The organism is Leifsonia sp. NPDC014704 (assembly GCF_043083605.1).
In the GTDB taxonomy this organism is placed as follows: domain Bacteria; phylum Actinomycetota; class Actinomycetes; order Actinomycetales; family Microbacteriaceae; genus Leifsonia.
Genome location: NZ_JBIBYW010000003.1, coordinates 33983 through 55361, shown reverse-complemented (window position 1 = coordinate 55361; position 21379 = coordinate 33983). Strand labels below are relative to the sequence as shown.

Below are 21379 nucleotides of genomic sequence, written 5' to 3'. Positions count from 1 at the left end.
TAAAGCGCTCGGCGCTCACGGATTCGCCCGAAGCGGGCTGATGCTGTGGTGAGACCGAGGTGGTTTGTTCTCACTCTCGGTCGCTGGTCCGGGGTCGGTAAGGTCGTCAGGCGGTAGCGGACTCCTTTTCCTGCTCGGCGTCCGTGCGCGGGACGGTGTGCGCCTCGTAGAGCCAGGCGGAAGCCGGCTCACCTCCAGCAAGTCGTTGCGTTACCGTCACCACGGCGCCGCACTGCCCGCACCGGCGCGTGCCGGCCCGCTGCTTCCCGTGAGACCCGACCGGCCGAATGTCCTCGACGTCGGGGTCATCCACGAAACGGGTACGAACGGCCGGGCAGGAGGGCGCGGGTGCCAACGGGTCGGCGGTCGTCTCCGCCGTTGACTTCGGCGCATCACCCGCAGGGGCAGCCTCGATCGGCGGATCCGAAATGCAGACCGCCCACTGTCGGCGGTCCAAATCCACTGTTTTGTCGTCGCGTCTGATCCTGATCGTCGAGGTAGTAGCCGAGAGGTACTTCCCCTCCACGATCTCGGAGGACCAGCCATCACGAGTCGGGAAGTAATGGACGAGCTGAATAGCCCCTCCACGACCCGGGAGCGGCTCGGCGATCTTCGTGTGTGCTGTCATCCGTGGTGGCCCCTTCCTTTCGTTTCTGTAGACCAATAACCGAAACCGTAGACCAATAACTCGAATAGTGTCAACGTTTTTGGTCTACGGATATACTCGCGTCATGCCACGGCCACCGAAGAAGGACGATGAGCGGCTTTCCGCCGACAACCATGTGCGAATGAGCGCTGTGCAGCAGGCGTTCATCGAGCGCGCCGCGCAGCGCGCGGAGGAGAAGCCATCGCCGTTCTTGCGAACGGCGGGACTGCTTCGCGCGAGCAAGGTCTTGGGGGAGCCGATTCCGGGAGAGGCACCGACAAGCGAAGCTGACTCCGAGACCTGAGTCTCGAAGGCCGCGAACGTGCCCCGCACTCGAGTACGCCATCAGAATCATTCGAGAGCAGACGGAGAGAGCTGCTCGTCTCACAGGAAGGCCCACGTGCAACCGTTGACAGGTTCGCTGTCCAAGGCAGGCTCGATCATCGCTGCCACCGCGCTGCTGCTGGTCGCAGGAGTGATTGCCTCGGCTCCAGCCAGCGCCGACACGGGAACCTTCACGGTGGGCAACAATCCTGCGTCGGTGGCGTTCTCGCCTGATGGCTCGGCCGCGTATGTCACCAACGACCTCGACGCGGAGAACCCGGGCAGCGTGTCGGTGATCAACCCGAACACCGGGCAGGTTGCAGCCACCATCCCGGTGGGGATCAACCCCCACGGCGTGAGCGTCAGCAAGAGCGGCGCCAGAGTTTACGTGGCCAACTACAGCAGCCACACCGTCTCGGTGATCGACACCGCCACCAAGACGGTCACTGCCACCATCACTGGGTTCAAGTATCCCGAGCGGATCGCACTCACCGCTGATGGTTCGACCGCCTACGTGAGCAATGGCTCGCCGGGGACCACTCAGCAGGGGACCAAGACGGTGTCGGTGGTGAACCTGAGCAGCAATGCCGTCACCGCTACCATCCCGGTGGGTGAGTGGCCCACGGCACTGGCGCTATCACCTGACGGCACCCAGCTGTACGCGCTCAACCACGTGGACTCCACCATCTCGGCGATCAGCACGGCGAGCAACACGGTCACCGGCACGATCACGTTGCCCTGGTATCCGCAGGACGTGAAGTTCTCTCCTGACGGGAGCAAGGCATACGTCTCGGAGCAGGGCGCGTCCAGCAACTCCTACACCGCCTCGCTGTCGGTAATCGACGTCGCCAGCGCTCGCGTGATCCAGACAATCAGCTACGCCCCTGCGACCTACTTCCCCACGCCCAACGGCGGAGCCGACCGAGGACAGCTGGCGCTGACTCCCGACGGCCAGAGCGCCTACATCACCAACCTGGTCGCCGGCACCGTCTCGGTGATCAACCTGGCCAGGATGAAGGAGGGCGCTCCGCTCGCCGCCGGCAAGTACCCGCGGGACATCGCCATCTCGCCGACTGGGAACGCGGCGTTGGTCGCCAACGGCGGCTCCGCATCGGTGACTCGACTTACGTTGGCCTCCACGACGCCGCCGACGACCGCGCGAGTCAGTGGAGGGGATCGCTTCACCACTGCGGTGAGCATCTCCCAACAGTCCTATCCCGGTACCGCGCCGGTGGTCTACGTCGCCTCCGGTCTGGGCTACCCCGACGCGCTGGGCGCCGGCCCTGCCGCGGTCAAGCAGGGCGGCCCGCTGCTCCTCACCACAAGCTGGTCCCTTCCTGATGCCACCGCAGCGGAGATACGGCGACTCCATCCCAGCCAGATCGTCGTGGTGGGCGGTCCGAACAGCGTGAGCGGCAGCGTGTACTCCGCGCTTTCCAAACTGGCTCCGTCGATCACCCGCGTCACCGGCGGGGACCGGTTTGCCACCAACAAGGCTCTGCTCTCCTACGCCTTCCCTGGCAACAACGACACCGTGTACGTCGCCTCGGGCCTGAACTTCCCCGACGCGCTGTCCGCCTCCGCTATCTCCGGGTCCACCAGTTCGCCGGTGGTGCTGATCAACACCAACCTGGGGCACATCGATGCAGAGACGATGAACCTGATCCGCTCGATGGCACCTTTCAATATCGTCACGGCGGGTGGGGGCATCAGCATGCCGCCCTACCTGGTCAACGATCTGCGCAGCATCGCCAACGTGACCGAGAACGATGGCTCTGACCGCTTCGCCACCTCGCAGATGCTTAACGAGGGCAAGTACAGCGCAGCGAACCCGCCCAAAAACGTGTACTTGGCCAACGGACTGAACTTCCCCGACGCGCTGGCCGGGGGAGCGTTGGCAGCGAAGGAGGGTTCGGCGCTGTTCACGGTGCCCGGCTGGTGCATCCCGCAGCGCACTTTGGCCGACATCCAGAGCTGGGGCATCAAGAGCGTCACCCTGCTTGGAGGCAACGCGTCGCTCAGTACAGAGGTGGCTAACCTGAGCGCCTGCGGCGCCAACATCGGTGGCGCGACCTCCGGGGCTGTGCCCATCCCGGACAAGCCGTCACAGGCCGCCTACGTGGGCCTGAACAGCTACTACGTGCCGTTCGCACAGTGCACCGACCCGGTCCAGTTCGGAGCTCACGATCCCGGCCCCCAGGGCAACGCCTACGAGACCTATGACTTCAGCTTCCCCTGGACCTACAACCTGAACGGAACCTACTTCCGGTTCTTCTATTGCTTCAGCGGGTTCTGAGTCGGTACGCGCCTATCTGATACCCCGAGGCGCTCATGAAGGAGCGCCCGGTGCCGTTGGGCACCGGGCGCTTGGACCCTTCCAGTTATTCACTCAGTACGGAAGCGGCTCGTCTGATGGTGCCTGGTTCCAACGGTCCCAGGGTTCCTCGTCTGGTGCGTTGGCCTCTGGGCCGCCGGACGACTGGGCGCGGGTGATCTGAGCGGTGGCGTAACGCAGCGACGGGCCGATCTCGTCGATCTCGAGCTCGATGCTGGTGCGCTTCTCGCCTTCCTTCGTCTCGTAGGAGCGCTGCTTCAGGCGGCCCTGCGCGATGACGCGCGACCCCTTGGTCAGCGAACCCGCGACGTGCTCGGCGAACTCGCGCCAGACGCTGGCGCGGAGGAACAGAGCCTCACCGTCCTTCCACTCGTTCGCCTGACGGTCGAACGTGCGGGGGGTGGACGCGATGGTGAAGTTGGCAACTGCCAGCCCGTTCTGCGTGTAACGCAGCTCGGGGTCGGCCGTGAGGTTTCCCACCACGGTGATGACGGTCTCGCCGGCCATCAGCGGGCCGCCTTTCGGTGTGAGAGGTGTAGTTGACGGTGAGCGGGATTCGACATGGTGTCCTTCCGTTAGGCGCCGATGATGCGGCGGGATCGTGCTGTGATTCGCGTGTGGTCGAGGATCGTGTCGTCCAAAGCGGTATCGGTGGCGGCCGGGCGCGAGATAGCGCGCAGGGGCTCTTTGCCGCCTCTGACGCTGGTGGTGTCCCGCCAGGGCCGACCGTGGACGATCAGCGCGTACGCGACGATCGGGATGATGACTGCAGCAGCCCAGCTGCCGAATTGCACTGCGACCACGACGACGGCCACAGGGACGCTCAACCAGAGCGGCCAAGTGGCTACTGGTGTTGCGATCGCCTGCGGGGTAAGGGGATTCAGTAGCACGATCGCCACTGAGGCAAGCCACAGGCTCCCGCCGACCAGGACAATCCGCTTGGTCGTCGCGACCACCCAGGTCAGCATCGGTCCCCGATGGGCCGTTCGAGCATGTGCTGGATCATGTAGGTGCTCTCCTCCAGGTTGGTCATCCTGTTCTCCCGTTTGACCCTCCAGCCCTGTTGGGCGAGCTCCGCTAGTTCGGCGTTCATCCGCGCCAACGTAGAGGCCTCGGCCTTGCGATCTTCAGCATCGACTGGGGATAGCGGCATTGGTTCTGTGCAGCGTGCGAGCCGTTCAACCTCGCGCCGCTGTGCCGTCATTGGCATCCGTCGCACTGCAGCAGCTCCATCGGGTCGACGGGCACCTGGTAGCCGTCGACCGTGTCGGACTGGCCGGTAGGGCTGGGGGGCGGGCTGGGGGGCGCCGATGTGCGGGGGGCTTCTTCCACGATCGTCCTTCCGAGGTACAGAGAGCGAAGTCTTGCTCACTACCTAGAGGGGCCGACCGCGCAGTCGCATCTGACGATCGGCGTTCCGGCTCCGCGCGAGCTCGGTGCGCGCTCGGCCCCTCTAGGTAATGAGGGCAGCTGGGCCGGGGCCTCCACCCCCGGCCCAGCTGACCTCGACACCGACCTGTGGAGGAGACCGGAAATGACGAACAAGATCACGCGAACGCTGAGGACGCTCTGGTCGACGAAGAAGGGCAAGGCCGCGATCTTCCTCGCAGCCTTCCTGGTCGCAGCCGTGGCCGTCGTCGGCGTCGGCGGAGCTCTGGTCGGCACCCGGACCGCGCCGACGGGACGCGCGGCGTCGCACGAACCGGGCCACTCCACGAACCCTGCGGACCAGGGCACCGGAAGTTCCGATCTGTTCGCGACGCAGGCACCGACTCGGACGGGCAGCCCTCAGCCGTCGGCAGACGGGACCGTGGAGATCGGCGGACCGGGCATCCCGGCGAACACGAACACACTGGTCAGCCCGGATGCCCCGGAGACCACCGCCGACCCGTCGACCGGGTTGGCGGCCTTCCCCGCACCCGTGCCGCATTCGAAGCTCACGGTGCCACTGGAGCAGCGTTGGACGGTCCAGCAGTGCGCGTCGTCACGCGTTCCGCAGGCTCGCGCGTACGCGAACCAGCTCATCGGCTACCTGTTCACCTTCGACGCCGGCCGCGCTAGCTGGTCGGACTTCGTGACCCCCCTGCACGACACCTGGTACGAGACCGTCGGCGGATACGGGAACGGTCCGGACCAGAAGGAGACCCCCGGCAGCAGCTGGGACAACCGCATCTCCTCGCTCGGCTACTCGGAGCAGCAGTGGCAGCAGTGGGCGAACCGCGGGATGCGCAGCGAAGTGCGCATCAACGCCGTCACCACCACGGCGGGCAGCGGCGCCCGGCCGGCGACCACCTCGTACGAGACGCGGCTGACGTACGACGTCACGATCACCCGCAGCGCGCCCGGCATCGAGCCGCAGTCGGAGCAGCAGACGATCTTCGTGGTTGTGGACGCTCCGTGCTCGGCCGAGTACGTCGTGCCTCCCGCGTTCCGCGAAAAGCTGACCGCCCTGCAGATGGGCGACTTCGGGCGAGTGGGCGATGGCCTCCAGTAACGACACCGGCAGCAAGCCGCTCCTCTGGGGCGGCATCGCGCTGACCATCATCATGGCGCTCTCCCCGCTGGGCCTGATCGCTTTCATCGTCCTAGTCATCGCGGGAGGCGCGCAGGCCTGCCAGCCGGGCGGGTCGACGCCGACCACCTCGCAGTTGAGCGCCGAGCAGGCACAGAACGCTGCGACGATTCTCGGCGTCTCTAAGTCGGCATTCACCGACCCTGCCGTTCAGCAGAAGGCGCAGCTCGTGGCCCTCATCGCCGCCCTGCAGGAGTCCGGGCTGCGCAACCTCGACCACGGCGACGCCGACTCACTTGGCCTCTTTCAGATGCGGCCCTCGATGAACTGGGGCACACCCGACCAGATCATGAACCCGGTGTACGCCGCCGGGAGGTTCTTCCGGGCGCTGAACGACGTCTCCGGCTGGCAGGGAATGGAGCCGGGCAAGGCCGCGCAGGCGGTGGAGGTTTCGGCGTTCCCCGACGCCTACGCCAAGTGGATCCCGAAGGCCACCGCAGTCATCAACGACGTCGCGGCGACCATCCAGCCGATCGCGATCCCGGTCGACGTCGGATGGACTGGTGGTAGCCAGGGCGCGGGGGGAGCGTCGGCCGGCGGGGGAGTGCAGTGCCCGGTATCGGGGGACGCTCGCGCCCTGGCCGGTGAACTCGTGAAGGCGATCGACTCCGGCAAGCTCTACGGCACCACCCCAGACCACCTCAAAGAGATCCGCTGGGTTGCCGAAGGCAAGACGGTCGCCAACTGCCAGATCGACACTCGCATCCTGCAGGTCGCTGTCGCCGCAGTCCGCGCCTTCGACAAGGTCGGCGTCTCGGACATCAACCGAAAGTGCACTGGCCAGGTTGAAGGTGCCGGCACCGACAGCCTCCACTACAAGGACGGCGGCGGCCACGCGATCGACTTCTTCGCAATCAACGGGCAGCCGTTGACCGGGGCCAACCCACCTTCACTCGAGCTGATTCGAGCGCTCGATAAGGCAGCGCCCGCCGACGCGATGGGGCTAGGCCAGCGCCAATGCCGAATGGCCGCTCACACGCAGGCCACGTTCACCCACTTCGTCGACTTCAACGACACCTGCAACCACGTCCACGTGGACGTCGGCCGCTCCAACCTCTAACCACCCCGGGCGGGGCCCCGCTCACCACCCTCAGCAAAGGAAAGCAAATGCCAAACACCGCACTCTCCGAGGTCATCGTCCACACCGACGACATCCCCGTCAACGTGAAGCCGTCGAGCACGTGGCCGGTCTTCAACTTCATCGGTCAGCAGGCCGGCAACCTCATGACCCTGGGCATCACCGTCATGGTCGTCTTCCTCGTGTGGGGCATCGTCATGTGGGTTGGCGGGTCGAGCGGCGACAACCACCGTCGCGTGGTCACCGGGAAGGTGATGACCTTCGGCTCCGTCATCGGAGCTGTCGTCATCGCCGCGGCGCCCGCGATCATTGGGTGGGCCACCAAGCAGAACCCGATCTCCTAAGCAAGCGGGGGCGGACAGTCATGGATTGGCTCTTCGGTTGGATCAACAACCTGATGGGCGGGATGATCGTCGGTCTGGCGAACTTCGCCGCCGACGTGGTGAAGAACACGTTCAACATGGACTCCACCAATCTCGACGGGACCGTCGCAACCGCGGACCTTGCGGTCGGCACAGACGTCGGGAACCTCATCCTCTGGCTGGCCGCCCCCATCACAGTCGCCGCAGTCGTCTGGCAGATCATGCGGTCAGCGGCCGGCGGCCGCCTTGACGGCGTACTCCGAGCACTGATCGGCGGTGTCGGGTTCGTCGTCCTCACCCGCGTGGTGTTCTGGTACGGACCCTACGCAATCCATGGCTTCGATGAGACCACCACGGCGCTCGTCGACTACTTCAACCAGTCAGCAGGCGGAATCACTGACTCGCTGATGCAGTCGCTCAACTTCACCTACAACACGTCCAACGGCCAGTGGGAAACCACCGGCGGAGGCGTCTGGAACGCACCATCCTGGATGGTCGGCGGCGCAGTGTCGACCATGGTGATCCCCATCATCCCGCTCATCGCGGTCGGCTGCCTCGCGCTCGGCGGCTTCCTCTTGATGGCCATGCTCGGGTTCCGCCGCTGGGCGCTGATCGTGATGATCGGGCTGAGCGCCCTTGCGTTCATGTTCCTGCCTACCGAGAAGGCTGGACGGGCCGTGCCCGGGAAGTGGCTGCAAATCGCGGTCTCACTCCTCGTAGCCAAACCCCTCGCGGCAATCATCATCGCGATCTGCGCGAAGATGCTCGCTGCCAGCGGGCAGATGAACCTGCTCATGTTCACCGTGGCGGTGGTCTCCTTCCTGGTCGCGGCCGCCTCACCGCTCATCGCGATGAAGTTCTTCGGTTTCCTCGGTGTGGAGATCGGTCACGCCTACGCGCAAGCAGCGGGCGAAGGAGCAGTTCGACAGGGAGCTGGCAAGGCGATGAATAGCGCTTCGCAAGCGGCGCAGGCACGACAGTGGCTCCCCCGCAAATCGGCCTCCGATGGCGGCGGCTCCAGCGACCCGGTAAAGCCCATTCAGAGCTCGGGCGGCCCAGCTTCTACGGGATCCCCGGCACCGGTCGCCGCATCGACAGGCGCGAAGGCTGGCGCTGCCGCGGGAGCGGGCGGAGGCGCCGCCGCCGGAGGGGCCGCGGCCGCTGCCGGGCCGGTCGGCCTCGCAGCCGGAGCGGTGGGTGCGGTCAAGGCGGGGGCGACAAAGGCGCGCGAGGGCTTCGAGGGAGCTGCCGGAGCTGCCGGCAACGGGATGGACAACGCACCCCGCCTGGCCCGCCACCGCCCCGAGGAAGGAGCACGCCTGTGAGTACCGAACAGATCGACAAGCCCCGCGAAGTCTCGTTCCCAGGACGCCGGCGCGCCGGCTTCATCGGCAACTTCACCAACCTTCAGGTGATCGTCGCCGGATCCGGCGCCGCACTTGTCTTCCTCTGGGTCATGCTCCACCTCGACGACCCAATCGGCGCGCTCACGGCGGCGCTCCTGCCCGGCGCGGCGCTCGTTGGCGTCGGACTGTGGACAGACGAGCACGGGCATCCCCTCATCAACCGATTCATCGCACAGATTGGACACACGATGCGCACTCTGCTCGGACAGACCGAATGGCGTCGCCCGGTCGTCACCCGCGTGGAGAAGTCCAGCACCTTCCAGCTTCCGGGGGGTCTTGGCTCGATTTCCGCTTTTGAGACCGAACTCGGAGAAGCGATCTTCGAGGACCGGGTGCACGGCACCTTCATCGCGGTCCTCGCCGTCACCACCCCGGGATACGCGCTGCTGGATGACCCACAGAAGCGCGAGCGCGTGGACTCCTGGGCCCTGTTCCAGTCGTCGCTGGTGAAGCACCCGGGTCTGGCGCGCATTCAGGTCCTCCTGACCTCTCGGGTGTCCTCACCGACGGCGATTCGGGACTACTACGAGCCGCGTGCGTCACAGGCGGTCAGCGGGTGGGCGCGCCAGCAGTACGAGGTTCTCCTCGACAACGCCGTCGCCAATTCCCCACAGCACGAGCAACTCATCGTCATCGTGCTCAACAAGGAGCGACTGGCTCGCGACATCAAAGCTCAGGGCGGAGGCCGGATCGGCCTCGCGAACGTCATGGCGCGAGAGGTCGACACAAGCACTGCGTCCCTCAGAGACTGCGGCATCACGGTCCGATCTTGGTTGGGTGCACGTGAGGGCGCCGCCGTCATGCGGAAGGCTTACGACCCGCAGGCCGCCGACGCGATCGAGAACCGAACCGACGCCCGCGCGGGCGTGGCTCCGTCCAGCGCCGGCCCGATCTGGGGGAAGGAGCTCGTCGACCACCTCCGCACCGACGGCGCGTTCCACGCGACGTATGAGGTCACCGAATGGCCCCGCATCCCCACCCTCCCTGATTTCTTGCGCGCCGTCACCACCCTCCCGTTCCAGCACTCGGCATCGCTCTACTTCACGCCGGTGCCCCTGAAGACGTCTCGCCGGCGGATCCGAGCCGAACGGCGCAAGATCAACGCCAACCGGCTGGAACGACAGCGGCGGGGCAACGATCGACCGGACGACGAATTCGAGATCCAGGAGCAGATGGACATCACCCGGCGCGAACAGGAGCTGGTTCACGGTTTCGGCGACCTCGAGTTCCTCGGCCTGGTCACCGTGACAGGACTTAGCAAGGAGGAGCTGGACGCAAACTGCTCAGCCTTCACCACCGCAGCCGAGGGGCAGGGCATGGAGGTCCGTCTGATGTACGGGCAGCAACTTGCCGCATTCAACAGCGCGTCGCTCCCGCTCGCGTTGGCTCCCTCGGCAACCGCCTCAGTCCGACGGAAGGCCAGCTGATGGAGCGCAAGTTCGTCGGCGTTGTCGTTCCGCCGCGAGAGACGCGGAAGCAGCGTAAGGCCAGGGAGAGGCTCATCCGCGAGCTCATGGCGCCGGACGTCGTGAAGAAGGCCGCGTCCGGCCCGACGGAGTCGGTCCCTCCGGCATGGGGCGTCCGCACCCCGCACTCCTGGTGGGGACCAACCTGCGTGAACCCGATGACGCATCGAGCGACCGCGCTGACCGCGTCGACGGCCTACCCCTTCCTGAACGAGGTCGGCCTCGGCCACCGCGGCGCATGGATGGGAAAGCTCGGCTCGCTCTCGGGTGGCGGTGACTTCGTATTCGACCCCTACGAGCTGTACCGACAGAAACTGGTCACCGGCACCTCAATGGTCTGGATCGGGACCGTCGGCACCGGTAAGAGCGCCGGAGCGAAAGCCTTCGCCTGCCGCATGTGCACCCTCGGAATCAAGGTCGCGGTCGCCTCCGACCCGAAGGGCGAGTGGGTAGCACCGGCGCTAGCCATGGGCGGCACCGTCATCTCGCTCTCCCCTTCCGGAGCGAACCGCCTCAACCCCCTGGACGAGGGACCGCGGGATAGCCGCCTTTCCGATGAGGAGTGGGCAGCGTTGGTGCTTTCCCGCCGACGGCTGACCCTCACCGCGATCATCCCGTCGCTGATCCACCGCGACATCAGCCCGCGCGAGCACACCGCGCTCGACGTCGCGCTCGTCGCCGCGATCGCGGCGCCCGCGGGCGACACCGTGACGATCACCGACGTCTACCAGCAGCTGACCGGCACCGAGGATGACCAAGCCCGCGAGGACGGCGCTGACATCGCGCACGGTCTGCGCCGCCTGGTCCACGGTGACCTCTCCGGTGTATTCGACGGCGAGTCGACGGTGAAGTTCGACGCCGATTCCCCGTTCGTGGTCATGGACACCAGCGGCTTCATGGGCGCCTCCGCCACCCTGCTGTCCGTTGCGACAACCTGTGTAGCCGCCTGGCTCGAGGCGGCCGTCATGGACCCGGCCGCCGGCAAGCGCATCGTCATCTACGACGAGGGCTGGCGGATGCTCCGAGACGAACAGATGCTCTTGCGAATGAGCGAGCAGTGGAAGCTCGCCCGTCAGTACGGCCTGTGCAACCTGCTGATCATGCACCGCATCACCGACCTGGACATGGTGGGCAACGCCGGATCGGCAACGCGCGCGCTCGCACAGGGCCTGCTCACCGACGCGGAGATCCGCATCGTCTACCGGCAGGAAGAGGACGTACTCCCGGCCACCAAGGAAGCGCTGGGGCTCACCGACGCGGAGGTGCGCGAGGTCCGCAGTCTCGCTCAGGGTGTGGGCCTATGGAAGATCGGCAAGCGCCCCTTTATCGTCCGAAACTACTTGACCGAAGACGAGCTGGAGACGTTCAAGACCTCCGACCGGTTCGAGGAATTCGGGTCCGTCGCGGCCGCGCCGGCGCCCGCGGCCGCCGAGCCCGCGGAGGCCACCGGCTGGACCGCCGACGCGGCCGAGGAAGAGCAGCACTGGGACATCGAGGCAACTGGTCGACATCGCGTCGGAGCGCCGCCCGTAGCGGCTCCTCGCCCGTTCATCGCACCGCCCCTGCTGAAGCCGGCAACCGGATGGGAGGCGGCTGAGGACGAAGTCTCCGCGGCTGAGGAGTACCGCGAGATCGAGTTGACGGGCCGCAGGTCAGAAATCATTGCGGCGGCGAACCGCGCGAAGCACGCCGACCTCACCGACGACAACTTCTTACACCTCGCCGCCGACTGCATCGCACCTGAAATCCACGCACAGACCACGCCAGGCGCGTTCTGCACCCAGTGCGGCGTGTTCCGTCCCGCCGAAGCGCTCGTCGCCAGCTGAACCCCCAACGGAAGGCCCCCATGCCCACTTTCGCATCCCTGATCCAATGGACCTCCTGGCCCGCCGTGGCCGTCGGAAGCATCGGAGCACTCACCTTTCTCGTCGCCCTGGCGATCGCACTGCTGGCCACGAAGGTGCCGCTGCCGCAGAGAGCTCACCGAGTTGCGCGAGCAGCGGCCGTGTGGTCGATCGCGGCGTTTACGTGGGCGCTGCTGGCGAAGGCGGCCACAGACATGGAGGTGCTCACGTACACCCTCGCCGGAGGGTTCGCGATCGCCACCATTGTCACCATCGCCTCGGTCATCTTCCGCATCCTCGGCGGCCGCAAGTTCAAGGGCATCACGCTTCGCTACGCGATCCTCTGGTCGGCCGGTTCGGCAGTCGCTTTCGCCATCGGCATGGCTCTGATCGCTTCGACGCCCGCCTGGAGCGGTCTCGTCGCCGCACACAACTAGGGAAGGTTCGCATGTCCTCCACCACATGGAAGTTCCGCCTGCAGGTTGGGATTGTCCTGACGCTTGCAGCCGTCTGCGCCCACCTCGCTCTGGCTATCACAGCCTCGGGGGTGCCATTGTTCGACCCGTCGAACGACGTCCGGATACTGCTGGCCGTGATCCTCGGCTCGCACTTCGGGGCGTCCGTTCCCGCCGGCGTGGGGCTTGCTCCGCTCCCGATCTTCCTCGCGGTGTTCGCTGTGTTCCTCGCCGCGGTCGCGGTGGTGTGGTGGCTGATCTATCGCGCCGCCCACCGCGGGCGTCCTGGGCGACCGGCAAAGGATCAGGGACTTATGACCGGTAGGCACCGGCGCAAGCAGAACGCGCGTGACCTCTCCCTCCCTGACCCGTTCGCGTTTGTGGGCCGCAAACCCTTCCACGCCACCACCGAGGACTCGTTCTGCGTGGTCGCGTCCTCCGGTGCGGGTAAGACCACGCGGTTCGTCGTGCAGATGGTCGCGCGCGCCGCAGGCGCGTGCGTCACCACCTCAACGCGCCTGGATGTCTTTCTCCTCACGGCGTGGATTCGTGGGCGAGTGGGCCGGGCGCTGACCTTCGGGCCGGAGTACCGGACGCTTCTCCCGTGGAAGTGGCGAGTCCATTGGGACATCGTCGCCGGCTGCGAGAAGCCCGCCGTCGCGATGGAGCGGGCGGATGCGATCGCAAATGCCATGCCACTGTCCGGCGACTCCAAGAACTCGGGGTTCTTCAAGGAGTCGGCCTCGTTGATCCTGCGCTGCATGATGCACGCGGCCGCGCTCGGAATGCCGGGCAGCGACAAGAAGTACACGTTCCGCGACGTCATCGACTGGATGCAGGACCTCAGCAACAACACACCCTTCACCATCCTTCGAGAGCACCCCGAGGCCAACCACCGCTGGTTCGGCGACCTCAAGACGTTCGCGCGTGGAGAGGCGGTGGAGACCCGCAACAACATGCAGCAGACCATCACCATCCTGCTCAAGGCGCTGGCGATCGACGAGATCCTCGACGCCGTGTGCCCGGCGGAGGACGTGATCATGCTCGACTTGGAGCAGTTCGTCGCGTCGACGGACACCCTGTACCTGATGAGCAAGAAGAAGGGCCTGGCCGCCCCCGTCATCACAGCGCTCGTCGAGTCGCTGCAGTCGGTCGCCATGGACGCCGGCGAGCAGAAGCCCCTCGACCCGGTGCTCACCATCGTTCTGGATGAGCTGGCGAACGTCTGCCCGCTGCCGTCCGCGCCCTCGCTGATGACCGACGGCCGCGGGCATGGAATCCAGGTTGCCGCGATCCTGCAAGGCCGCAAGCAGTGCGAGCAGCGCTTCGGGACTGAGGGCGCCGACACCATCATCCGGCTCTCCTCGTGCTTGCTCTTCTTCGGCGGTTCGCGTGACTACGACTTCCTCCGCGAGCTGTCCAACCTCGCCGACAAGCGCGAGATCAGACGAGAGTCCACCACAGACGGGCCCAACGGCATGTCCACGTCCGAATCCACCCAGGAACAGGACGTCTTCACCGTCGGACGGCTCCACGCCTTGGAAGACGGGATGGCCGTCATGTTCTACCGCAACTTGCCCGCCGCTATCGTGCGCCTGCCGGCCTGGTGGGAGGGCGCGGACGCTGCAGACTACGAAGCGAGCCAGGCACACACCCGTGACCAGCTGGGGCTGGCAGCATGAGCGGGAACAAGAAGACCCCGCTCGGACCGCTCACCCTGCCGGGTACCGTCGCCGAGCACGAGCACCGTCTAGGCGAGCACGGCGAGGAGATCGAGTACCTCAGCGGCGCCGTCGGGTCGATCGGCGGACAGGTCACCAAGATCGTCGACTGGCTCGAGACAAGACCGGGCGGACCCTGGTCCTGGCGAACCCTCGACCAGGAGGCCGCGAAAGAGCTCTGGATGGAACTCTACGACTGGGTGAACTGGCTCCGCGACCGTTACCTCGTCGCCTTAACCGATGAGACCCACCGGCTCATCAACGACTGGTACAAGCACCCGGTCGCCGTCGAGCTGCTCACCGCCCTCATGGTGTCGCACCAGTACGTGTATCGGCGTACACGTGCCGCACCGTCCTTCGACCTGGTCGAGTGGCACGAGCGCTGCCTGTGGCCCACGTTCGCCCGCATGCGCAGCCTCGGACTGTTCCCCGCGAACCTCCGCACCGACGAGCCGTGGACGCTGCCGGACACTATCGCGCGCGTTGACGACTCGGAGAATTTCGCGGAGTTCCTGGTCAACGACCTGGACGGGCGTCCGAAGCCGGCGCCGAACGGAGACGGCGCGAGTTGAGCCCCTCCGATGATGCGACGGTGACCACCGTCGTCACCAGCTTCCGACCGAACTCCAGCACGGAGCAGGCGCGGAAGATCGGTGAGCGTGAGACGCACCTGGCCGGGCTGATCCTGCGCGGCTGGACCCTCCTCACCACGACCGCAGTTGAGGCCAACGGCGCGATCACAATCGTCGACACTCTGATCCGGCCGTCGGCGCTCACACGAAAGGTGGGGGAGCCCTCCCCTGCAGTTGCGGCGTCTGGGCTTCACCTGGTCGCGATCTAACGAGCTGGCCGTCCGTCGGGGCGGCCACCGACCCCGGCCGCGTGCCGGGCAAAGGAAGGGAAGGCCGAGATGACCGATCTCACTATCGACGCGGGTTGGGAAGGAAAGGACAGCCCACCGTCCGCCGGATCTCTGGATGTGCTGCGCGAGCTTCACCAGGAGGCTCATACGGATGTCGCGGCCCTGCAGGCTGCGCTTCGCATGGCGGAAGAGGATCTCCTTGCGCCTTGGGAGGCGCGCTCCCGCGAAGCGGCGGCGCGGAATCGCCACACCGCGGCCGCCGCGGTATTCGCGCAGCGTCAAGGCGACCTCGCTCCGCTTCGGGCGCAGCTTGTCACCGACGCGGCACGGATCCGGCGCGCCGACCAGCGGCTGTCGGCCTCGGTCCTCCTCCGATGGTTGCGTCAGCGGACGGCTGATCGATTGCGCGCCGACGTCGCCAGCCGCAGCGCGCTTGCCCTGCCTGCGCGGAACTCCGTCACGCCGGAGTGGGATCGGTGGCTGACCGACTCAACCGATGGTGCTCTGGCGGCGGCACGCGCCGCAGAGCGAGCCGCCGCAGATCAGATGCGCGCCGCCGAGGCCGCACGACATGAAGCGGAATCGTGGTGGGAGGAAAACGTTCAGGACAACGTCGAGCCGAGCGCTCTCGTCCGGGAGGAGTCCGACGCCATGGACTATGCATTCGTGGACGACGACTCGTTCGATCGCCGCGCGGTCTACGAACGACAGCTCGAGCGGGCAGAGGCACGCGAGAACAGCATCGCGGCCGACCTCGTCTCGGCGGCCGCACGCATCGGACTGGTTTCCTCGATCGCTCCCGGCGCCGTCTCCGCCGTCGTGGGCGCGGTCGATGGCCTCTTCGACCTGGACCACGCCGCCGAGGTCGTCGCCGCCGTCGGGACGTCCGCTGCTCCGCCGGCAATCTTCGGTGGCACTGGGGATCGCACCCTGGAACAAGTCATGGGCACTCCCTTGGGCGGCCTCGACGCCCGCGTCAACGCACTCGTGGAGCCCCCATCGGCTGCGGCGATCGAATCTCAGCCCAACCTCCCGAGGACCACCCTTGGCGCCTAGGACCGCTACCCATCACCATCAGGAGACCACCGTGACCGACCTCACCTACATCACCGACCTCGGTGGCTTCGAGCGCCTGGTCGGGGTGGGACCGCTCACACTCGTCGTGAAGTCATGGCTGCAGGCTGGGGTCGGCTCCCGGGAGGAAATCACGTCCACGCACGTTGGCTCGGTGGTCTCGATCGACGAGGTACGGCGAACCCCGGCCGCCGCATCTGCAGCGACGGCCTCCGAGGTGAACGTGTGGATGCGCGACCGTGCCCAGCCTGCACGCATCCGGCTCACGGACGACGACGGTCAGCCGATCACTACGGAGATCGGCTACCGCGTACATCCCGTCTTCATCTGACAAGTCGCGCTCCGCGAAACCCCTGCTGCTTCGGTGGCAGGGGTTTCGTGCGTTTGTACCCGCGGCCGCGAACCTGGCGGAGGCTTTCGCCGCGCTCTAGTCCGAGAATCGCGCCCGGACTACCGTCGCCTGGTCCTCATCGAGTTCCCACCTGGAGCCGTGCGGGTGGTCTGGGTACTCCACGCGCAGGAAGGCTCTGATCGTCTTCGCGGACACGTCCAGCTCGTCAGCAAGTTCGCGCGGAGTCGTGGTCATGGGCGCCATCGTATCGACGGCGCGCCGGTAAGCGCGCACGTATCGGGCAGGGCCTGCGAGGCATTGCCGCATCTGCCGGTGAGAGCCCCACGCCCGGTGGAGCCGTGACCCTGGGAGGCCCCATGCCCACCATCCCCGACCGCTACCGTCTGCCGCTGAACGCGACGCCGGAAGAACTCGAGCGCGACGGGTTCGACACCCTAGCCTCGACGGTGAACTCAGCTCCGGAGCAGGCGACAGCTCGAACCGATGACTGACCGCGGACGCCGGCGGATTAGATTCGGCGCTCCGGACGCATTCGGGCCGTCTCGTCGACGGCGGCGTCACGCGTCTGCTGGGTGGGCTCGGCCGTGATCTCGCCCACACGGTCGGGCAGCGCCGCGGCCGCCGTCGGAGGCGTCGGTGTAGCGTCCGACGGTGCGGGCGCTGCACCGCCGCGGAGCGCACGGAGCGCGGCGACGGCGTCCGCGTAAGCCGGGTCATCGTGCGCTGGCGGCGGCCCGAGCGGAGTGTCGGCGGTGATGTGGTGGAAGTCGCGGTAGGCGATGATGCGCGCCAGGTTGCGCCGCCAGAGAGCCCGCTGAGTGCTGTCCTCCGGGGCGCTGCCCAGCGACTCCATCCACACAGGCCGGGTTGCTTCGGCGAGGTCGGTGAGGGTGCTGATGCGATCCGCGATGAGGTCGGCCTGCTGGTTCACCCAGTCACGTACCGTCTGGTCGTGTCCCACGCTGCCCGGCGGCGGGGTGATCCACGACGGCAGTTCGACGGTGGGCGCGCCGGCGGGGTCTCCGACTCGGTAGTGGAGCACCTTGGCCAGGGAGCGAGCTTCGTTGAACCCGTCGATCTCCCGGGTTGCGGTGGCGTCGCGGAGGAGCGCTCGCACGTCCGACCCTCGTGCTTCGTGGGCGGCGAGACGTTCGGCAAGGGTCGCCCATGCCGGGTCGTCGGTGATGCGGCTGACCGCATCGCGGTCCATCACGCTGCGCAGGATGATCTCCATCTTCATCTTGGTGACGTCGCCGAGGACTCGCACGTTGGCGTCCTCGTAGGCCGGCACGAGCCGCTGCAACGAGTTCGCAGCCTCCTGCTCCTGCTCCAGCGTCTCGGTGGCGGAGAGCTCTGCCTGCTCGCGCGCAAGGACCCGTTCGAGGCTGTGAAGGATAGAGTCCTTGTCCCGGTCAGGGCTGTGACCATCGGCGGCCAACGTGTCGTCGGTGATGACGTACAGGTGGTTGCCCTGGCGGCCGCGGGTTGCTGCCACGTAGAGCTGTTCGCGGGCGGTTCCGTCCGGGTCGATCATCGTGTGGGTGGTGTCGACGGTCATGCCCTGAGAGCGGTTGACGGTGGTGGCGTAGCCCAGCTCGACGTGCTCGGCGACGTACCAGGCTGGGAGCGTCACGACACCGTCGTGGCGGATGCTCTTGACCTTCAGCGAGCCGTCGCCGCCGACTTCGAGGACGTGCCAGAGGTCACCGTTAGCGACAAAGTCCTTGCCCTGGTTCGCGCGCAATCGGCGGTTATTGTCGCGGGTGACGATCCGGTCGCCGACACCGGCGCGGTTGCCGTCGTGCAGGGTAGGGCCGTTGGCGGAGACGGTTCCGGCCGCGATCTTGTCGATGCGGGCGCGGGCCGAGAGGGCGACGACTTCCTCGTTCGTGGCCGCCAGCATCAGCGCTTCCTTGCCCTCTGCTTCGTCGCGGAGGAAGGCGTCGTAGATGTCTTCCAGCAGGGTCATCCTTAGGCCGCCGTGCGTGCGGCCGCGGGTGACGTAGAAGTCCAGCGCGGATTCTTTGCCATCCCGCAGACGCAGGGTCGCGGCCGCCTCGTCCTGGTCGACGAACCGGTAAACGTGTTCGAGCGCGACCGCGCCGACGGTCTTGTCGAGTAGCCGCAGCGTGCCGCCGGCTTCGACGGCGGCGAGCTGTTGGTAGTCGCCGAGTGCTTTGATGCTTGCCCCGTGTGCCTCGGCGAGTTCGAGGAGTTTGGCATACATGGGGAGGCTCGCCATGCCTGCTTCGTCGATCAGGAGCACGGTGTTGGCGTCGATGCGGTACCGGTCGCTGGCGCGCTGTTCGGGGGTTCCGGTGGTGTGGATCTGGATGAGCTTGTCGGCGGTGTCGGCCTCGACGTCGATCTCTTCCGCCAGGACGGTCGATGCCGCGGCCGAGGGTGCTACGGCGAGCACTCGGCCGCCGGCGGCTTCGACGGCGCGGGCGAAGGCGCGCATGGAGGTGGTCTTGCCGGTTCCGGCGGGGCCGATTCCGATGTCGATCAGTCCGCCGTTGCAGGCGAAGTGGCGGGCGAGTGCAGCTTGGGTGGGGTCGAGCGCGTACTTGCCTGCAGCGATCTGGGCGGCGTTCACCTGCGCGAGGGTGGCGTCGAAGACTTCCTCCGGGACGCGGAATCCGGCGGTGGTCTGTGCTGCCTGGACGAGGCGTTCTTCGGTGTCGAGGATGCGCTGAGAGGTGTAGGTCTCACCCCGGTAGAGGCGGTAGATGGAAGCCCCGTTGGCGAGCTGCAGGGCCGCGGGGACGGGGTTCGGTTCGTCGGCGGTCAGCCGCACCGACAGCTCGACGGTGCGCTGCAGGAGGGCGTCGCGGAAGGCGAGCGGATCGAGGTTGGGGTGGGTGGTGAAGTAGGCGGCGACCGCGCGGTTGGCTTCGGCTTCGAGGTGGTCGATGCGCCAGGTGGTGCGTGAGTTCTCGACGTTGCGCAGCACGTACTCGGCGACCTGGTCGAGGTTCATCGGCTCCAGGATGCGGGCGCGTTCGCCGATGTCGGTTGCGCTGAATGCGGCGTCGAGCATCGTCTGGGTGCCGCCCGCACCGAGGTACTGTTCGGCGAATTCGGCCTCGGTGTCGCGAATCTCGTCCAGGCTGCGCAGCTGGTCTTTGGCTTCGCGTGTGGCCAGGTTCGCCTTCTCCAACATGGCTTGCTGCGCCTTGCGTGGGGGAGTGTGGCCGTGGGTGGTGACGTACTCCTTGACGAGCTTGGCGTACTCGTCTTCGATGGCGACGCGGCGGCTGGAGCGCGCCCGGCAGAGGTTCTGGTCGACGCCGGCGATCTCCGGTACGGGGCGCTTGTCGCGGCCGCGGGTGGTGTCGGTCCAGGCCAGCCCGAGGCGCTGCATGGACAACACCTGGACGAGCATGTTGTACCGCTCGGAGGCCGCGACGCCGAGGTTGTGGAGGATGCGGCCGTCCAGGCTGCGCCACTTGCCGTCGACGCCTTGAACCTTCGTGGAGACGGCTGCGTGGGTGTGCAGGTTGGGGTCACCGGACCGGGAATCGAAGTGCTCGAACATGGTGACGGTGAGCCCGTGGGTGTCCATCTGGGCGACTCCGCCGGCACCGACCCGGGTCTTGCCTGCTTCCTGTTCGATCCAGTTGAGGGTCATGCGGACTGCGTCGTTGTGGATCTCGTGGAGCTGCTGGGAGCGTTCCTTGTCGGCGAGGATCCAGAGCACGGAGAAGCTCTTGGAGGGGGTGAAGACGAGGTCATATCCGGCGACGGGCTGACGGTCCTGCTTGCCGATCGTGGCGAGGAAGCGGGAGACCTCGTTGTCCTTCGGCGCCCGCCCCAACTGCTCCTGCAAGTGGTTCGTGGCGAGGTCCCAGCGGATCAGATCGCGCTCGACGCCCGGTTCGGGGACGCGGCCGTGAGCGGTGCGGAACTCGCGGTATGCGGCGCCGACCATCTTCGCCCACTCGTCCGTCCCGGTCTGCGGCACCATGAAGCGTCGTCCCAGCCGGGCGGCGGCGTGCGCCTCCTTGGCGCTCATCCCTTCGGCGATCTTGGCCTTGATGAACGCGTCCGCGTCCGGGCGCAGCCCCTCACCGAACAGGGCCTTCATCTGCTCTTCGGAGACCTCTCCAGCCATCCCGAGCGCGGCTGCCCCCTTGCCGAACCAGACGCCAGCAGGGTTGCCTTCGGCGGTGTAGTAGTCGGTGAGATCTTCGCCGCGTTTGCGTGTCTGGTCGTGGGAAGCGACCTGCCGGGTGAGGTAGGTGTAGCCGTCACCGGCGTGGAGGACGTGGACTGTCATCATCGGCAGTCGTCCTCCTTTCGGATCAGATTCCCGGGCTTATCAGCCCTTTTGCTCCTGCTTGGCCGTTCCGCACACTGCTAGTGCAAGAGGTGTGTTGTTTCTGGTGTCTCAGTGTAGCTGGTCGTTGCTCGGAGGTCGGGTATCGCATAGCTCGGCGGTTGACTGTGGCTGTGGTGCTGCCTGCTCTGGGGGTGGGCTGCTGATGATGCTGGCTGGTGGTTGCTGAGCTGCTCGGTACGCAAGGTGGCTTCGTTGCTTGAAGTGGTGCGCCGCCTGCGGCGAGGGCCGGCGGCCAGATAGAATCGCGGCGTTAGGTGCTCAAGTGGAGGTTGAGCATGGACAACTCGATGAAGGAGTGTGCCCATGTCGGCAAAGACCACGAAGCCCAAGTCCGCCTCCACCCTCGCTCGTGAGCGTGCGCGCGCCGCGCGTGCGGCGCAGCTGGAGGAGCAGAAGAAGAAGGAAGCCCGCATCGAGGATGCGGCGACGGCGTACTACCTGTCGCTCGACAAGCTCGATCAGCTCGCGGGTCAGCGCGAGGAGGCCATGCGGGAGTTCGATGCGCAGCAGCGTGCGCTCGAGCTGCAGCAGGGGAAGGTG

Annotated in this window: 21 protein-coding genes; 16 read left to right on the top strand and 5 right to left on the bottom strand. The window is 66.7% G+C overall.

Annotated features, from left to right (window positions below):
* Positions 1-106 precede the first annotated feature (106 nt).
* Positions 107-628, bottom strand: coding sequence for a hypothetical protein (locus ACF1AJ_RS19320; RefSeq protein WP_301220618.1), 522 nt, complete (start codon positions 626-628; stop codon positions 107-109).
* A gap of 103 nt (positions 629-731) precedes the next feature.
* Here ACF1AJ_RS19320 and ACF1AJ_RS19315 point away from each other — a divergent pair, with 103 nt between their 5' ends.
* Entirely contained in the window at positions 732-950 is a 219-nt protein-coding gene (locus tag ACF1AJ_RS19315) for a hypothetical protein (protein WP_301220617.1), read from the top strand.
* A gap of 96 nt (positions 951-1046) precedes the next feature.
* The gene (locus ACF1AJ_RS19310; protein WP_301220616.1) at positions 1047-3266 is read left to right on the top strand and encodes a cell wall-binding repeat-containing protein; all 2220 of its coding nucleotides are present in this window, start codon (positions 1047-1049) and stop codon (positions 3264-3266) included.
* A gap of 93 nt (positions 3267-3359) precedes the next feature.
* On the opposite strand, the gene ACF1AJ_RS19305 is transcribed toward ACF1AJ_RS19310, so the two are convergent.
* Entirely contained in the window at positions 3360-3812 is a 453-nt protein-coding gene (locus ACF1AJ_RS19305) for a single-stranded DNA-binding protein (protein WP_391508801.1), read from the bottom strand.
* Positions 3813-3880: 68 nt separating this feature from the next.
* Positions 3881-4261, bottom strand: coding sequence for a hypothetical protein (locus ACF1AJ_RS19300; protein WP_301220751.1), 381 nt, complete (start codon positions 4259-4261; stop codon positions 3881-3883).
* Between the two features lie 578 nt (positions 4262-4839).
* Here ACF1AJ_RS19300 and ACF1AJ_RS19295 point away from each other — a divergent pair.
* The 12 genes from ACF1AJ_RS19295 (at position 4840) to ACF1AJ_RS19240 (ending at position 16476) form a co-directional block, all read left to right on the top strand.
* On the top strand, positions 4840-5799 hold the full coding sequence (locus ACF1AJ_RS19295) for a hypothetical protein (protein ID WP_301220744.1): 960 nt from the start codon (positions 4840-4842) through the stop codon (positions 5797-5799).
* Positions 5786-6937 carry a hypothetical protein gene (locus tag ACF1AJ_RS19290; protein ID WP_301220743.1) on the top strand — a complete coding sequence of 384 codons (1152 nt, stop codon included), beginning with the start codon at positions 5786-5788 and terminating at the stop codon, positions 6935-6937. Before ACF1AJ_RS19295 ends, ACF1AJ_RS19290 begins: the two co-directional genes overlap by 14 nt.
* 47 nt (positions 6938-6984) lie before the next feature.
* Positions 6985-7299, top strand: a complete 315-nt coding sequence (locus tag ACF1AJ_RS19285) for a hypothetical protein (RefSeq protein WP_301220742.1) — start codon at positions 6985-6987, stop codon at positions 7297-7299.
* 20 nt (positions 7300-7319) lie between these two features.
* Positions 7320-8642, top strand: a complete 1323-nt coding sequence (locus ACF1AJ_RS19280) for a hypothetical protein (RefSeq protein ID WP_301220741.1) — start codon at positions 7320-7322, stop codon at positions 8640-8642.
* Positions 8639-10150 (top strand): SCO6880 family protein, encoded by a 1512-nt coding sequence (locus ACF1AJ_RS19275; protein ID WP_301220740.1) that lies wholly within the window; start codon positions 8639-8641, stop codon positions 10148-10150. The genes ACF1AJ_RS19280 and ACF1AJ_RS19275 overlap by 4 nt, the downstream gene beginning before the upstream one ends.
* Positions 10150-12015 (top strand): ATP-binding protein, encoded by a 1866-nt coding sequence (locus ACF1AJ_RS19270; protein ID WP_301220739.1) that lies wholly within the window; start codon positions 10150-10152, stop codon positions 12013-12015. Before ACF1AJ_RS19275 ends, ACF1AJ_RS19270 begins: the two co-directional genes overlap by 1 nt.
* Positions 12016-12035: 20 nt before the next feature.
* Complete coding sequence (locus ACF1AJ_RS19265; protein WP_301220738.1) at positions 12036-12470, top strand: hypothetical protein; 435 nt, start codon at positions 12036-12038, stop codon at positions 12468-12470.
* Positions 12471-12481: 11 nt separating this feature from the next.
* On the top strand, positions 12482-14170 hold the full coding sequence (locus tag ACF1AJ_RS19260; RefSeq protein ID WP_301220737.1) for a type IV secretory system conjugative DNA transfer family protein: 1689 nt from the start codon (positions 12482-12484) through the stop codon (positions 14168-14170).
* Positions 14167-14781 carry a hypothetical protein gene (locus ACF1AJ_RS19255; RefSeq protein ID WP_301220736.1) on the top strand — a complete coding sequence of 205 codons (615 nt, stop codon included), beginning with the start codon at positions 14167-14169 and terminating at the stop codon, positions 14779-14781. Before ACF1AJ_RS19260 ends, ACF1AJ_RS19255 begins: the two co-directional genes overlap by 4 nt.
* 20 nt (positions 14782-14801) lie before the next feature.
* Entirely contained in the window at positions 14802-15050 is a 249-nt protein-coding gene (locus ACF1AJ_RS19250) for a hypothetical protein (protein WP_301220735.1), read from the top strand.
* 138 nt (positions 15051-15188) lie between these two features.
* Complete coding sequence (locus tag ACF1AJ_RS19245; protein ID WP_391508800.1) at positions 15189-16127, top strand: hypothetical protein; 939 nt, start codon at positions 15189-15191, stop codon at positions 16125-16127.
* Positions 16128-16158: 31 nt separating this feature from the next.
* Entirely contained in the window at positions 16159-16476 is a 318-nt protein-coding gene (locus ACF1AJ_RS19240; RefSeq protein WP_301220733.1) for a hypothetical protein, read from the top strand.
* A 96-nt stretch (positions 16477-16572) separates the two neighbouring features.
* Here the strand turns inward: ACF1AJ_RS19240 and ACF1AJ_RS19235 are convergent, their stop codons facing one another.
* A complete protein-coding gene (locus tag ACF1AJ_RS19235; protein WP_301220732.1) occupies positions 16573-16731 on the bottom strand; it encodes a hypothetical protein in 159 nt (52 codons plus the stop codon).
* 122 nt (positions 16732-16853) lie between these two features.
* Between ACF1AJ_RS19235 and ACF1AJ_RS19230 the strand changes: the two genes are divergently transcribed.
* On the top strand, positions 16854-16988 hold the full coding sequence (locus tag ACF1AJ_RS19230; RefSeq protein WP_301220731.1) for a hypothetical protein: 135 nt from the start codon (positions 16854-16856) through the stop codon (positions 16986-16988).
* Positions 16989-17005: 17 nt separating this feature from the next.
* Here the strand turns inward: ACF1AJ_RS19230 and mobF are convergent, their stop codons facing one another.
* Complete coding sequence (gene mobF, locus ACF1AJ_RS19225; protein ID WP_301220730.1) at positions 17006-20779, bottom strand: MobF family relaxase; 3774 nt, start codon at positions 20777-20779, stop codon at positions 17006-17008.
* Positions 20780-21142: 363 nt separating this feature from the next.
* On the opposite strand from mobF, the gene ACF1AJ_RS19220 reads away from it, so the two are divergent.
* Positions 21143-21379, top strand: a 237-nt coding sequence (locus ACF1AJ_RS19220) for a hypothetical protein (protein WP_391508799.1), incomplete at its 3' end; no start/stop codon positions are given.

Bases quoted from the DNA above. Each gene is read 5' to 3' on its own strand.
- ACF1AJ_RS19305 (WP_391508801.1), bottom strand. From the start codon at position 3,812: ATGGCCGGCGAGACCGTCATCACCGTGGTGGGAAACCTCACGGCCGAC.
- ACF1AJ_RS19260 (WP_301220737.1), top strand. From the start codon at position 12,482: ATGTCCTCCACCACATGGAAGTTCCGCCTGCAGGTTGGGATTGTCCTG.
- ACF1AJ_RS19290 (WP_301220743.1), top strand. From the start codon at position 5,786: ATGGCCTCCAGTAACGACACCGGCAGCAAGCCGCTCCTCTGGGGCGGC.
- ACF1AJ_RS19285 (WP_301220742.1), top strand. From the start codon at position 6,985: ATGCCAAACACCGCACTCTCCGAGGTCATCGTCCACACCGACGACATC.
- ACF1AJ_RS19280 (WP_301220741.1), top strand. From the start codon at position 7,320: ATGGATTGGCTCTTCGGTTGGATCAACAACCTGATGGGCGGGATGATC.
- ACF1AJ_RS19265 (WP_301220738.1), top strand. From the start codon at position 12,036: ATGCCCACTTTCGCATCCCTGATCCAATGGACCTCCTGGCCCGCCGTG.
- ACF1AJ_RS19320 (WP_301220618.1), bottom strand. From the start codon at position 628: ATGACAGCACACACGAAGATCGCCGAGCCGCTCCCGGGTCGTGGAGGG.
- mobF (WP_301220730.1), bottom strand. From the start codon at position 20,779: ATGATGACAGTCCACGTCCTCCACGCCGGTGACGGCTACACCTACCTC.
- ACF1AJ_RS19295 (WP_301220744.1), top strand. From the start codon at position 4,840: ATGACGAACAAGATCACGCGAACGCTGAGGACGCTCTGGTCGACGAAG.
- ACF1AJ_RS19270 (WP_301220739.1), top strand. From the start codon at position 10,150: ATGGAGCGCAAGTTCGTCGGCGTTGTCGTTCCGCCGCGAGAGACGCGG.
- ACF1AJ_RS19235 (WP_301220732.1), bottom strand. From the start codon at position 16,731: ATGACCACGACTCCGCGCGAACTTGCTGACGAGCTGGACGTGTCCGCG.
- ACF1AJ_RS19255 (WP_301220736.1), top strand. From the start codon at position 14,167: ATGAGCGGGAACAAGAAGACCCCGCTCGGACCGCTCACCCTGCCGGGT.
- ACF1AJ_RS19315 (WP_301220617.1), top strand. From the start codon at position 732: ATGCCACGGCCACCGAAGAAGGACGATGAGCGGCTTTCCGCCGACAAC.
- ACF1AJ_RS19230 (WP_301220731.1), top strand. From the start codon at position 16,854: ATGCCCACCATCCCCGACCGCTACCGTCTGCCGCTGAACGCGACGCCG.